Annotated in this window: 12 protein-coding genes and 1 pseudogene; 5 read left to right on the top strand and 8 right to left on the bottom strand. The window is 70.2% G+C overall.

Translation table 11 applies throughout. The features are described 5' to 3' along the window. Positions 1-870 (top strand): RDD family protein (locus A9X03_RS02375; RefSeq protein ID WP_197695995.1); only part of this gene is annotated, 870 nt, incomplete at its 5' end. A gap of 8 nt (positions 871-878) precedes the next feature. Here the strand turns inward: A9X03_RS02375 and A9X03_RS02380 are convergent. After that, positions 879-1,280: a hypothetical protein gene (locus A9X03_RS02380; RefSeq protein WP_067756651.1), complete on the bottom strand. Its 402-nt coding sequence runs from the start codon at positions 1,278-1,280 to the stop codon at positions 879-881. A 204-nt stretch (positions 1,281-1,484) separates the two neighbouring features. Between A9X03_RS02380 and A9X03_RS02385 the strand changes: the two genes are divergently transcribed. Continuing rightward, positions 1,485-2,192: a PadR family transcriptional regulator gene (locus A9X03_RS02385; protein WP_068259484.1), complete on the top strand. Its 708-nt coding sequence runs from the start codon at positions 1,485-1,487 to the stop codon at positions 2,190-2,192. A 26-nt stretch (positions 2,193-2,218) separates the two neighbouring features. Here A9X03_RS02385 and glpK read toward each other — a convergent pair whose 3' ends face one another. Beyond that, positions 2,219-3,685 (bottom strand): glycerol kinase GlpK, encoded by a 1,467-nt coding sequence (glpK, locus tag A9X03_RS02390; protein ID WP_067887576.1) that lies wholly within the window; start codon positions 3,683-3,685, stop codon positions 2,219-2,221. Positions 3,686-3,820: 135 nt separating this feature from the next. Here glpK and A9X03_RS02395 point away from each other — a divergent pair, with 135 nt between their 5' ends. Then, positions 3,821-5,293, top strand: coding sequence for a glutamate--cysteine ligase (locus A9X03_RS02395; protein ID WP_068259486.1), 1,473 nt, complete (start codon positions 3,821-3,823; stop codon positions 5,291-5,293). Positions 5,294-5,314: 21 nt separating this feature from the next. Next, positions 5,315-5,995, top strand: a complete 681-nt coding sequence (locus A9X03_RS02400) for a class I SAM-dependent methyltransferase (RefSeq protein ID WP_068259489.1) — start codon at positions 5,315-5,317, stop codon at positions 5,993-5,995. 3 nt (positions 5,996-5,998) lie between these two features. Here A9X03_RS02400 and egtE read toward each other — a convergent pair whose 3' ends face one another. The 6 genes from egtE to A9X03_RS02430 all read right to left on the bottom strand — a co-directional run bounded on the left by egtE (position 5,999) and on the right by A9X03_RS02430 (position 11,795). Then, positions 5,999-7,147, bottom strand: coding sequence for an ergothioneine biosynthesis PLP-dependent enzyme EgtE (gene egtE / locus A9X03_RS02405; protein WP_068259492.1), 1,149 nt, complete (start codon positions 7,145-7,147; stop codon positions 5,999-6,001). Beyond that, positions 7,144-8,109: an L-histidine N(alpha)-methyltransferase gene (gene egtD, locus A9X03_RS02410; RefSeq protein WP_068259495.1), complete on the bottom strand. Its 966-nt coding sequence runs from the start codon at positions 8,107-8,109 to the stop codon at positions 7,144-7,146. Before egtD ends, egtE begins: the two co-directional genes overlap by 4 nt. Beyond that, on the bottom strand, positions 8,106-8,819 hold the full coding sequence (gene egtC, locus A9X03_RS02415) for an ergothioneine biosynthesis protein EgtC (protein ID WP_067756665.1): 714 nt from the start codon (positions 8,817-8,819) through the stop codon (positions 8,106-8,108). The genes egtD and egtC overlap by 4 nt, the downstream gene beginning before the upstream one ends. Next, the gene (gene egtB / locus A9X03_RS02420) at positions 8,819-10,120 is read right to left on the bottom strand and encodes an ergothioneine biosynthesis protein EgtB (protein WP_068018759.1); all 1,302 of its coding nucleotides are present in this window, start codon (positions 10,118-10,120) and stop codon (positions 8,819-8,821) included. Before egtB ends, egtC begins: the two co-directional genes overlap by 1 nt. Continuing rightward, entirely contained in the window at positions 10,117-11,391 is a 1,275-nt protein-coding gene (gene egtA, locus A9X03_RS02425; RefSeq protein WP_067756670.1) for an ergothioneine biosynthesis glutamate--cysteine ligase EgtA, read from the bottom strand. The genes egtB and egtA overlap by 4 nt, the downstream gene beginning before the upstream one ends. Positions 11,392-11,558: 167 nt before the next feature. Continuing rightward, positions 11,559-11,795, bottom strand: coding sequence for a sensor domain-containing protein (locus A9X03_RS02430; protein WP_369830987.1), 237 nt, complete (start codon positions 11,793-11,795; stop codon positions 11,559-11,561). Here A9X03_RS02430 and A9X03_RS02435 point away from each other — a divergent pair. Next, a pseudogene (locus tag A9X03_RS02435) lies at positions 11,746-11,971 on the top strand (sensor domain-containing protein); the annotation flags it as partial. The gene A9X03_RS02430 and the pseudogene A9X03_RS02435 sit on opposite strands and share 50 nt — an antisense overlap.

An 11,971-nucleotide genomic window follows, 5' to 3' on the forward strand; every position in this document is an offset into this window, starting at 1 on the left:
GTGGTGACCGGCGACGCGGTCGTGCTCGACGTGCAGATCGCCCAGTTGCCGGTGCGGGCGTTGAGCGCACTGATCGATATCGCCGTGATGGTCGTCTGCTACCTGCTCGGACTGATGTTGTGGGCCGCCACGCTCACCCAGTACGACTCGGCGCTGAGCACCGCCGTGCTGCTAATCTTCACCGTGCTAGTGCTCGTCGGCTATCCGGTGACGCTCGAAACGGCAACGCGCGGACGGTCGGTGGGCAAGATCGCGATGGGCCTGCGGGTGGTGTCCGACGACGGCGGCCCAGAACGGTTCCGGCAGGCACTGTTTCGGGCACTGGCGGCGGTGGTGGAGATCTGGATGCTGTTCGGGAGTCCGGCCGTCATCTGCAGCATCCTGTCCCCGAAGGCCAAGCGAATCGGCGACATCTTCGCCGGCACCGTGGTCGTGAACGAACGCGGGCCCCGCCTGGGTCCCCCTCCCGTGATGCCGCCGTCGCTCGCCTGGTGGGCCTCGTCTTTGCAACTTTCCGGCCTGTCCCCGGGCCAAGCCGAGGTTGCACGCCAATTCCTCTCGCGTGCACCGCAACTCGATCGCCAGCTACGCCACCAGATGGCATACCGCATCGCCGGCGACGTGGTGTCTTGCATCGCGCCGCCGCCCCCGCCGGGCGCCCCGCCGGAATTGGTGCTCGCCGCCGTGCTCGCCGAACGGCACCGCCGGGAACTCGCACGGCTGCGTCCCGCGATGCCGCAGGCGGTCCCCGCACCGTGGTCAGCCTGGCCGCCGGCGCCGCCGCCGCAGGCCGTCCCGTGGCCGGACCAGGGCGCCGCGCACCAGGCGCCGGCGAATCCCGCGCCGGGCGGTTTCTCACCGCCGAACTGACGGGTGCGCTAGCCGGAGACGCTTGCCGCCATGAGCAGGACGTCGGCGATCAACAGCGCCCAGCCGAGCAGGGGAACCGCGATCCCACCGCGACGCTTGGCGGTGAACAGCGAAATGACGATGACCACGACGGCGACAGCAGGGGCGCCGTAGAACGCGGTCCCGAAATCGATTCCCCCATGGCCCAGGTTCGGGCAACTGCGGTCGGAGCAACCGCCGGTACTCATCACCGCGCCCAGCGCGAAAAGCATCACGATGGCGGCGGCGGGCACCATGGCCAGCGCCAGGGCCCAGTTGACCCACGGCCATACGTTGCGGCCGCCACTTCTGGGACCGCTGCCGCCCCGCGCGGGGTCGGTCGGGCTGGAGGTTCCGCTGCCCACCGCGAGGTTGGAGTTATCAGCGTTCATCCCAGAGTTCCTACCCGCCGCCCGTCGGGCGCAAACCGGGCGGGCGACGCGAGCAGCGGCCGGCATGGTCGCCGAACCGCAGGTCATCGGGGTTCACTCGGGCCGTCTTCAAGGCAACCGTTGCATCGCGATCGTTTCCGATATATCGTGATACTTCGAAGCGCACAGACGGTGCGCTACCCCGAGAACATGAGGACAACAAACATGAGCAATCCATTCACTCCACCCGTCGGACCGTTCGCCGGTCAGGGCTTCGGCTTCGGCACCGGCCCGGTCCAACGGCGCGCCCTGCACGGCGCCCGGCGCCAAGCCCGGCGCGAATTCTTCGAACACCTGCGCGACCACACCGGGGACCAGGGCTTCGGCCCCGGTTTCGGTCCGGGCTTCGGCCCGGGTTTCGGCCCCGGATTCGGTCCGGGTTTCGGTTTCGGCCCGGGCGGCCGGCGCGGCGGATGGCGGCGCGGCGGCCCCGGTCGCGGCAAGCGCGGTGACGTCCGCGCGGCCATCCTGGCGCTGCTCGCCGAGCGGCCGATGCACGGCTACGAGATGATCCAGCAGATCGCCGAACGCAGTAACGGACTCTGGAAGCCCAGCCCCGGTTCGGTCTACCCGACGCTGCAGTTGCTGACCGACGAGGGCCTGATCACCGCGAGCGAGAGCGAGGGCAGCAAGAAGCTGTTCGAGCTGACCGACGAGGGCCGCACGGCGGCCGAGAAGGTGGAGACCCCGCCGTGGGACGAGATCGCCGAAGGGGCCGACCCGGGTCACATGAACCTGCGGGCGGCCGTCGGCCAGCTGTTCGGCGCGGTCGCGCAGTCCGCGCACACCGCCACCGCCGAGCAGCAACAGCGCATCGTCGAGATCCTCAACAACGCGCGACGCGAGGTCTACGGCATCCTCGGCGAAGACTGAGCCCGTAGCACACAGCGGACCCTGGATCAGGTCACGTCGACCCAGTCCAGGGTCCGCTGCACCGCCTTGCGCCAACCCGCGTAGCCGGCGGCGCGCTGCTCGTCGGTCCAGGCCGGCGTCCACCGCTTGTCTTCGTGCCAGTTCGCCCGCAGGTCGGACGGACCGGCCCAGAACCCCACCGCCAAACCCGCTGCATAGGCCGCGCCCAGCGCGGTCGTTTCGGCCACCACCGGCCGCACCACGTCGACCCCGAGCACGTCGGCCTGAATCTGCATGCAGAGGTCATTGGCGGTGATGCCGCCGTCCACCTTCAAAACCTCAAGGCGCACACCGGAATCCGCCGCCATCGCGTCCACCACGTCGCGGCTCTGGTAGCAGATCGCCTCCAGCGTCGCGCGGGCGAGGTGCGCGTTGGTGTTGAACCGCGACAGCCCCACGATCGCGCCCCGGGCGTCGGATCGCCAATAGGGCGCGAACAGCCCGGAGAACGCCGGGACGAAATAGACCCCGCCGTTGTCGGTTACCTGACGCGCCAACGACTCGCTTTGCGCGGCACCGCTGATGATGCCCAACTGGTCGCGCAGCCACTGCACGGCGGCCCCGGTGACCGCGATCGAGCCTTCGAGCGCGTAAACGGGTTTGGCGTCGCCGAACTGGTAACAGACGGTGGTCAACAGCCCGTTGTCCGATCGCACGATCGTCTCGCCGGTGTTGAGCAACAGGAAGTTTCCGGTGCCGTAGGTGTTTTTCGCCTCCCCTTCCGACAGGCACACCTGGCCCACCATCGCGGCATGCTGGTCACCGAGGACCCCGGTGATCGGCACCTCGCCACCGACGGGCCCGGTTGCTGCGGAGACGCCGTACGGCTGCGGCGACGACGACGGCGCGATCGCCGGCAGCATCGCACGCGGGATGGCGAAGAATGACAGCAACTCGTCGTCCCAGTCCAGGGTTTCGAGGTCCATCAGCATGGTCCGGCTGGCGTTGGTCACGTCGGTCACGTGCACGCCGCCGCGCGGGCCGCCGGTCAGATTCCACAGCACCCAGGTGTCCGGGGTGCCGAACAGCGCGTCGCCGCTTTCGGCCGCCTCCCGCACCCCGTCGACGTTCTCCAAGATCCACTGCAATTTGCCACCGGCGAAGTACGTCGCCGGCGGCAGGCCCGCCTTGCGGCGGATCACGTCGCCGTGGCCGTCGCGTTCCAGCGCCGAAGCGATGCGGTCGGTGCGGGTGTCCTGCCAGACGATGGCGTTGTAATAGGGCCGCCCGGTGCGCCGATCCCACACCAGCGTGGTCTCCCGCTGATTCGTGATACCAAGGGCAGCAATGTCTTTGGCGGTCAGGTTGGCGCGGTTCAACACCGACATCAGCACCGACGAGGTACGCTCCCAGATCTCCACCGGGTCGTGCTCGACCCAACCGGCACGGGGCAGGATCTGTTCGTGCTCGAGCTGATGCCGAGCGACCTCGGTGCCGTCGTGATCGAAGATCATGCAGCGGGTGCTGGTGGTTCCCTGGTCGATGGCGGCGACGAAGTCGGACACGTCAGGAGTCCATCATGGTCTGCCCGACTCGACAAGCGGCCGGGTTGCTTGCGTTACCGGCGGTAACCCTGTTCCATCGGCGGTGTGGGCGAAGAGGTCAAGCGCACCACGTACACCAGCGCACATCGTCGGGAGTACCAGCGCAAGCTTGAACTTTGCCTGGACGTCCTGGAAACGATGCTCGCGCAGTCGCACTTCGACTCCGACAAGCCGCTCACCGGCATGGAGATCGAGTGCAACCTGGTCGACGCCGATTATCAGCCGGCGATGTCGAACCGCGATGTGCTGGACGCCATCGGGGACCCGGCGTTCCAGCCGGAATTGGGCGCCTACAACATCGAATTCAACGTGCCACCCCACGCCCTGCCCGGACACACCGCGCTGGACCTCGAAGGTGAGGTGCGGGCCAGCCTGAACGACGCCGAGATCAAGGCCGGCCTCGGCGGGGCGCACATCGTGATGATCGGAATCCTGCCCACGCTGATGCCCGAGCATCTGGCCACCGGCTGGATGAGCGACTCGCGCCGGTATGCCGCGCTCAACGAGTCGATCTTCACCGCCCGCGGCGAGGACATCCCGATCAAGATCTCCGGCCCCGAACCGCTGAGCTGGCAGGCCGTGTCGATAGCGCCCGAATCCGCCTGCACCAGCATCCAATTGCATCTGCAGGTCGCGCCGGAGACATTCGCCGCCAACTGGAACGCAGCCCAGGCGGTGTCCGGGCCGCAGCTCGCGCTGGGCGCCAACTCGCCATACTTCTTCGGCCACCAACTGTGGGCCGAGACGCGCATCGAGCTGTTCACGCAGTCCACCGACACCCGGCCCGAGGAGCTGAAGTCCCAGGGGGTGCGGCCGCGGGTGTGGTTCGGCGAACGGTGGATCTCCTCGGTCCTCGACCTGTACCAGGAGAACATCCGCTACTTCCCTCCCCTGCTGCCCGAGGTGTCCGACGAGGATCCGCTCGCCGAGCTGGCCGCCGGGCGGGCACCGCGGCTGTCCGAGATGCGGCTGCACAGCGGCACCGTGTACCGGTGGAACCGGCCGGTCTACGACGTGGTCGACGGGCGACCGCACCTGCGGCTGGAGAATCGGGTGTTGCCGGCCGGGCCGACCGTGGTGGACATGCTGGCGAATTCGGCCTTCTTCTACGGACTGCTGCGTAGTCTGTCCGAGGACACCGATCCCGTGTGGGCGAGCATGGATTTCGCTGCGGCACAAGCCAATTTTCTCGAGGCGGCGCGCAACGGCATCGACGCCCGGCTGCAGTGGCCGGGCCTGGGCGAGGTGGCGGCGACCACGCTGGTGCTCGACACGTTGCTGCCGATCGCCGACGATGGGCTGCGCCGCTGGGGCGTGGACGCGGAGGTGCGCGACCGCTTCCTGGGGGTCATCGAGGGCCGCGCGAGGACCGGCCGCAACGGCGCCGGCTGGCAGGTGGCCACCGTGCGCACGCTGGAAGATGCAGGTATGACCCGGCCCGCGGCGCTGGCCGAGATGCTGCGCCGGTACTGCGAGCACATGCACGCCAACGAGCCGGTGCACACCTGGGAGTCCTGACCGCGGGGGTACGTTGAAACCATGCCCGACGATCAGGTCATGGACTGGGACAGCGCCTACCGCGAGCAGGCGCATTTCGAGGGCCCGCCGCCGTGGAACATCGGTGAGCCGCAACCGGAGCTGGCCGCTCTCGTCGCCGCCGGCAGGTTTCGCAGCGACGTGCTGGACGCCGGCTGCGGGGTCGCCGAGCTGTCGTTGGCGCTCGCCGCCCAGGGCTACACGGTGGTCGGTGTCGACCTGACGCCGACCGCGGTCGCGGCGGCCCCGGCGGCCGCGCAGGAGCGGGGCTTGACGACCGCCAGCTTCGTGCAGGCGGACATCACGTCGTTCAGCGGCTATGACGGCCGCTTCTCCACCGTCGTCGATTCCACGCTGTTTCATTCGCTGCCCGTCGAGGGGCGCGACGGCTACCTGAGCTCCATTCACCGCGCGGCCGCGCCGGGCGCCAGCTTGTTCGTCCTGGTGTTCGCCAAGGGCGCCTTTCCCGCCGAAATGCAACCGAAGCCCAACGAAGTCGACGAGGACGAATTGCGCGCGGCGGTGAGCAAGTACTGGGAGGTCGACGAGATCCGCCCGGCCTACATCCTGTCGAATGTCGTCGAGATTCCCGATGCTCCCTTCGAATTCCCGCCGCATGAACGCGACGACAGGGGCCGGATCAAGATGCCCGCCTACCTGCTGACGGCGCACAAGGCGGGCTAGTTCTCAGGCCGACGTCGCCGCGGTCGCGGCGATCAGCGCCGCGGCGAAGGTCTCCAGATCGCCGGCCGTGGTGTCGAGATGTGGCGAGAGCCTCAGCACCGGCCCGGCCAGCTGCAGGGGCGCCCGCTGCACGCCGACGAAGGTGATCAGGATCCGCCGCTCGGCCAGCAGCCACGACTGCACCACTTGCGGGTCGGCGCCGTCGACGGGCGCCAGCGTGGTGATCGCGCTCGGCTCGTCGACCTCTTCGACCACCGCCCAGCCGGGCACGTCGGCCAGCGCCCGGCGGCTCGCGGCGCCCAGCTCGGCCAGCCGCCCGCGCACCGCCTCCGGCCCGTACGCCAGATGCTCGCCTAACGCCAGCGAGAATCCCAGGCGCGCCGCGACATTGGCTTCACCGAACTCAAGCTGCTGGGCCACCGAAAACGACCCCGCGAGCCAATCCGGCGCCGCCAGCCGCGGCCGCAGGCCCGCCATCAGCTCCCGGCGCACCGCGAGGGCCCCGACCCCGCGCGGCCCGGCGATCCACTTGCGCGACGACGCGTAGGTCACGTCGGCGCCGACCGCGCAGTCCACCTGGCCCAGCGCCTGCGCGGCGTCGACCACGAGCGGCAGCCCCATCTCGCGGCACAGTTGCGCCACCATCGGCAGCGGTTGCACCACACCGCTGTGGCTGCCGACAGCGGTCAGGTGGACCAAATCGGGGGGGTCGGCCTCCAGCGCCATCGCCGCGTCGTCGAGCGCCAACCGGCCATCCCCGAGCGTCGGCAGCAGCTGACGGTCGAATCCATGGGCGGCCAGCAGCGCGAGGTTGGGGCCGTACTCACCCGGCAGGCACGCCACCTTGCGGCGCCCCGCCGGCCAGGCGCCGAGCAGCAGGTCGACGGCGTTCAGGGAGCCCGTTGTGAACACCACCTCGGCGTCGGGCATGCCGGCCAGCGCGGCGAACGCCACCCGTCCGGCGTCGAGCGCGGGTGCGGCCGCCTCGGCCGCGACGTAGCCGCCGACTTCGGACTCGTTGCGCGCGTGCTGGGCGGCGGCGTCGATCACGGAAAGGCTTTGGCGCGAACACGCCGCGCTGTCCAGGTGCAGCCCAGCCGCCGGCAGGCGGGCCGCCCGCCACCGGTCAGCCAGCGAACCCGCGGGCGTCACTTCACGGCCAGCGACAACCCGAAGTCACCCGCGGCGTCCGTCCACCATCGGGTGGGACGCAACCCCACGCCGGTCAATTCGGCGCTCACCCCGTCCGGGCGGAACTTGCACGACACCTCGGTGAGCATCTCCTCGCCGGCCGCGAAATCCACGGTCAGGTCGAGCGCGTCGACGCGGACCCGCTGGGCGTGGCCGGCGCGCAACCACATCTCGATGCGCTCCTCGTCGGCGTTCCAGCGCGCCACGTGTTGGTATGCCTCGACGTCGAAGTCAGCGTCGAGTTGCCGGTTGATCACCGCCAGCACATTGCGATTGAACGCCGCGGTCACCCCGGCCGAGTCGTCATAGGCCCGCACCAGCCGGTGAATGTCCTTGATCAGATCCGTCCCGAGCAGCAGGCTGTCGCCCGGCTGCATCTGGGCGGACAGGCTCGAGAGGAACTCCGCGCGCGGCCCTGGCGTCAGGTTGCCGATCGTGGACCCCAGGAACACGAAGAGGCGACGCCCGCCGGTCGGGATCTCGGTCAGATGTTCCTCGAAATCGCCGCAGACGGCATTGATTTCGACGCCCACGTATTCCCGTTGGATGGCCGCAGCGGCCGTCGAGAGGATGCCGGCGTCGACGTCGAACGGGACGAACCTGCGCAACGATCCGCGGGCGCGCAGCGCGTCGAGCAGCAGCCGGGTCTTCTCCGAGGTTCCACTGCCGAGCTCCACCAGGGTGTCGGCCTCGCTGGCCGCCGCCACTTCGCCCGACCGGGCGCGCAAGATCTCGGCCTCGGCGCGGGTGGGATAGTACTCGGGCAGCCGCGTGATCTGATCGAACAGATGGCTGCCCAGCGAATCGTAGAACCACTTGGGCGGCAACGACTTCGGCGTCCGCTGCAGGCCGTCGAACACGTCACGGCGCAACGCCTGGTGCGCGGAGTCGGCGGCCAGGTGGTTGGACAGTGTCAGCGTCATCGATAACCTTCCGAGTGATCCAGCGGGGTCAGCGCCACACCCGTCGCGGTGACCTCGACGAGGTGGCAGTCCGGCACTTCCGCCCAACCGGGGTCGTCGTCGTAGGGCTCGCTGGCCAGGACGACACCATCGGCGCGGCGCAGGATCGACAGCGTGTCTCCCCAGGCCGTCGCCAGCAGGCGAGAACCGTTGGCGGCAAGGATGTTCAGCCGCGCGTTCGGGTCGGCGGCCGCGATCTCGGTGATCGTCTCGCCGAGCGCATCGAGGCCGCGCTCGAAGATGGCCGCCGCGAGTAGCGCACTGTCACAGACCGATTCGGCCCGCGAGGTCGGGGGCAACACGGCGCGGTCGACAACTCCGTTGTGCGACAACAGCCATTGGCCGTCGGTGAACGGCGCCGTCGCGCTGACGTCGATAGGCATCCCGACCGTCGCCGAGCGCACCGCGGCCACCACGCAGTGGCTGCGCAGCGCGGGCGCGACGGAGTCGAACGACGCGTCACCCCACAGCGGCGCCGGGCTGCGCCAGCGGCGGGGAACTTGCCGCTCCGCAGCGACATCGAAAAACCCGACACCCCAGCCGTCGGCGTTGAGCAGGCCGTGCTTCTGCCGGCGCGGGGCGTACGACTGCACCCGCAGGCCCGACGGGGGGTCCAGCACAAGCGAGGAGACGGTGACGTCGGCCCCGAGCCAACCGAGGTGGCGGCACATCAGGCGAAATCCTCGGCGTCCCAAGCCAACCGGACACCGGAGAAGATCTGGCGCCGGATCGGGTGGTCCCAGTTGCGGAAGCTCGGCCGCAGGATGCTGGGCTCCACGGCCCACGAGCCGCCACGCAGCACCCGGTAGTCGCCGTCGAAGAACGGCTGGGAATAGCGCTCGTAGATCATCGGGACGAAGCCGGGCCAGGGCCGCAGCGGGGACGCGGTCCACTCCCAGACGTCGCCGAGCATCTGCTCGGCCCCGTACGCCGAGGCGCCGGCCGGGTAGGCGCCGACGGGCGCCGGGCGCAACGCCCCGCCGCCCAGGTTGGCCAGTGCGTCGGACGGGGGCTGCGACCCCCACGGGTAGCGGCGCCGACGGCCGGTGGCCGGATCCCACGCGCAGGCCTTCTCCCATTCGATCTCGGTGGGCAGCCGCGCGCCGGCCCAGGCGGCGTAGGCCTCGGCCTCGAAGAAGGTGACGTGCTGCACCGGTTCGTCGGCCGGGATGTCTTCGACGTGGCCGAACCGGGTGCGCGTCCGCGCGTCGGGGCTCCAGAACTGCGGCGCCGTGAGGCCCGCACGCCGGCGATGCTCCCAACCGCGCTCCGACCACCAGCGTGGCTGCCGGTATCCGCCGTCTTCCACGAAGTGCCGCCACTCGCCGTTGGTGACCGGCACCCGGCCGATCCGGAACGAGGGCACGTCGACGACGTGGGCGGGCCGCTCGTTGTCCAGCGAGTACGGTTCGCTCGCCGCGTCGACGCCCAGCACGAACGGGCCGGCGGGCACCAGCACCGAGGTGCCGGCCACGCCTGGCCGGCCGGCCGGCAAGGCCGCGGTGTCGCGCAGCAGCGGGGCGCCGCTGCGGAGGTTCAACGCCTGCAGCATGGTTTCGTCGTGCTGGTTCTCGTGGCTGATCACCAACGCGAACGGGAAGCTGTCGGCATCCTCGGGTAGGGCGTCGAGGGCGTCGAGGGCGGCCGAGCGCACCGTCCGGCAATAAGCCCGCGCGCGATCCGGTGACAGCAGCGGCAGCTCGACGCGGCTCGCGCGGGAGTGCACGAAGGCGTCGTACAGGCCTTCGACGGCAGGCGGCAACATGCCCGGCCGACCGGGGTCGCCGGCCCGCAGCAGCCAGAACTCCTCTTGCTGACCGATGTGCGCGAGGTCCCACACCAGCGGGCTCATCAGGGGGTCGTACTGCCGGTACAGTTCGGCGTCGTCGAACTCGACCAGCCGCAACGTTCGCGTCCGCGCCCGCGCCAGATCGTCGGCGAGACCCGCCCGGCATTCATCCGCGGACGTCACAGCCCCCCTTGGGCCAGGCGCGCCACGGTGGGCGCGATGCCGTGCTGGATCACCTGATCGGAGAAGTCGTCGCCGGGACATCGGCACCGTTCGACGGCGTCGACCAGCCGCTGCATCGACTCGCCGAGCTCGGGCGGCGCCAGCTCGGCGGCGATCGCCACGCACTGGTTGGCCGCGGCGTACAGCCGCCGGTCCCGCAGGCCCACCCGGGCCGCGGTGTCCCATGCGGTGGCCACGGGTTCGACTGCCTCGGCCGCTGTCTCGGCCGCGACGGGGTCGTCGAGCAGGGCCGTCAGCGTGAACACCACGGCCGGCCAGAACTCGTCCGGCACGCTGTCGAGATAGCGGATCTCCAGCCACTGCCTTGGGCGCACCGGCGGGAACAGGGTGGTCAGGTGGTATTCCAGGTCGGCGACGGTGGGACGGCGATCGCCGAGCAACACCCGGCCGTCCACCCAGTCGGCGAAGGGCACCCAGTGCGTGACCGCGGCGGCGTCCGGGGCGTGTACCAGCATCACCGGCGCCTTGAGCGCGTAGCGCGCCCAGTCGGTGCCGGGGTCGTCGCCGCTGGCGCCCAGGACCGGCCCGCATCGTGCCGCGTCCATCTGGCCCCACACCCACTGCCGGGTGGAGGCCCACCCGGTGAACTCGCCGCGCAGCATCGGGGAGTTCGCGGCGATCGCGATCATGGTGGGTCCCAGCGCGTGCGCCAGCCGCACGCGCGCCGCCCAGCCGGCCCGCGGCCCCGCGTCGAGGTTGACCTGGATGGACGCTGTGGACGTCATCATCGCCGAGCCCGCGTCGCCCGAGCGGCTGGACGCGAAGAACTGCTCCATGGCGCGGTAACGCGCGCCCGGGTTGATTCGCTTGGGTGGCCGCAGCGGGTCCGCGCCGAGGAATACCAGACCCAGGCCGGCGTCGGCGAACGCCGACCGCAGCGCGGCCTGATCGCGCCGCATCGCGTCGATGGCGCTGACCACGCCGTCAGCCGGCGGGCCGGACAGCTCCACCGCACCGCCGGGCTCCACCGTGACCCGGCTGCCGCCCGGCAACTCGGGCAGGCGCCCCAACACCTCGCCGATCTCGTCCCAGCCGGGCCTGCGATGCGGGTCCGCCGGGTCGTGGCAGTGGCCCTCCATCTCGAGACCAACGCGGCCCAGCGGGGCGTCCACCAAGCAGCCGTCGGCGATGTAACGCGCGGCGGCTTGGGAATCGGCCATCTCCGCACCGGCCAGCTCGGAGCCGGCGGTAGTGATGGCGGCGAACGTCATATCACTATCCCTTCGGGCCTGAGCAAGCCTGAACACGCGTCTGCGAACCTGTCCCCGTACCCGACTAAGGGAACGGTGACCGCCACTTCTTCATCTAGCAGATGGCCCCGACATATTCCCGTTCGCGCTACTTTTCAAGCCTGCCCGACCCGGCGCCGGCGCCCCGCTCATTGACCCAGCGCGTTCTGCATCGCGCCGGCCAGCACGTTGACCGCCGGCCCGGCGTTGCCAGACTGGCAGACCTTGGCCTGCAGTAACACGTTTTCGCGCAGCCTGGTTTGATTGAAGCAGCGCCGATCGGTACCGGCTTCTTGTTTGGTCCAGCTCGCGTCGGCCGCGCCCGGCGGCCCGCCGTCGAACGACCAGACCCACTTCGTCAAACAGGCCGTCGGGGTGTTCGCCACCAACGATGCCGCCGACCGCGCTTTCCATCGCCTGGTGGACCGGACGGTGGGCTGCTCGGGCCAGACCACCGCGATGCATCTGGACAACGGGGCCACGCAGGTCTGGTCGTTCGACGGCGGGCCGCCGGGCGCGGCCGACGCGAGCTGGACCAAACAAGAAGCCGGTACCGATTGGG

Source organism: Mycobacterium sp. E1715, assembly GCF_001667625.1.
Taxonomy (GTDB): Bacteria; Actinomycetota; Actinomycetes; order Mycobacteriales; family Mycobacteriaceae; genus Mycobacterium.

Bases quoted from the DNA above. Each gene is read 5' to 3' on its own strand.
- A9X03_RS02380 (WP_067756651.1), bottom strand. From the start codon at position 1,280: ATGAACGCTGATAACTCCAACCTCGCGGTGGGCAGCGGAACCTCCAGC.
- A9X03_RS02385 (WP_068259484.1), top strand. From the start codon at position 1,485: ATGAGCAATCCATTCACTCCACCCGTCGGACCGTTCGCCGGTCAGGGC.
- glpK (WP_067887576.1), bottom strand. From the start codon at position 3,685: ATGATCTTCGATCACGACGGCACCGAGGTCGCTCGGCATCAGCTCGAG.
- A9X03_RS02400 (WP_068259489.1), top strand. From the start codon at position 5,315: ATGCCCGACGATCAGGTCATGGACTGGGACAGCGCCTACCGCGAGCAG.
- egtD (WP_068259495.1), bottom strand. From the start codon at position 8,109: ATGACGCTGACACTGTCCAACCACCTGGCCGCCGACTCCGCGCACCAG.
- egtC (WP_067756665.1), bottom strand. From the start codon at position 8,819: ATGTGCCGCCACCTCGGTTGGCTCGGGGCCGACGTCACCGTCTCCTCG.
- egtA (WP_067756670.1), bottom strand. From the start codon at position 11,391: ATGACGTTCGCCGCCATCACTACCGCCGGCTCCGAGCTGGCCGGTGCG.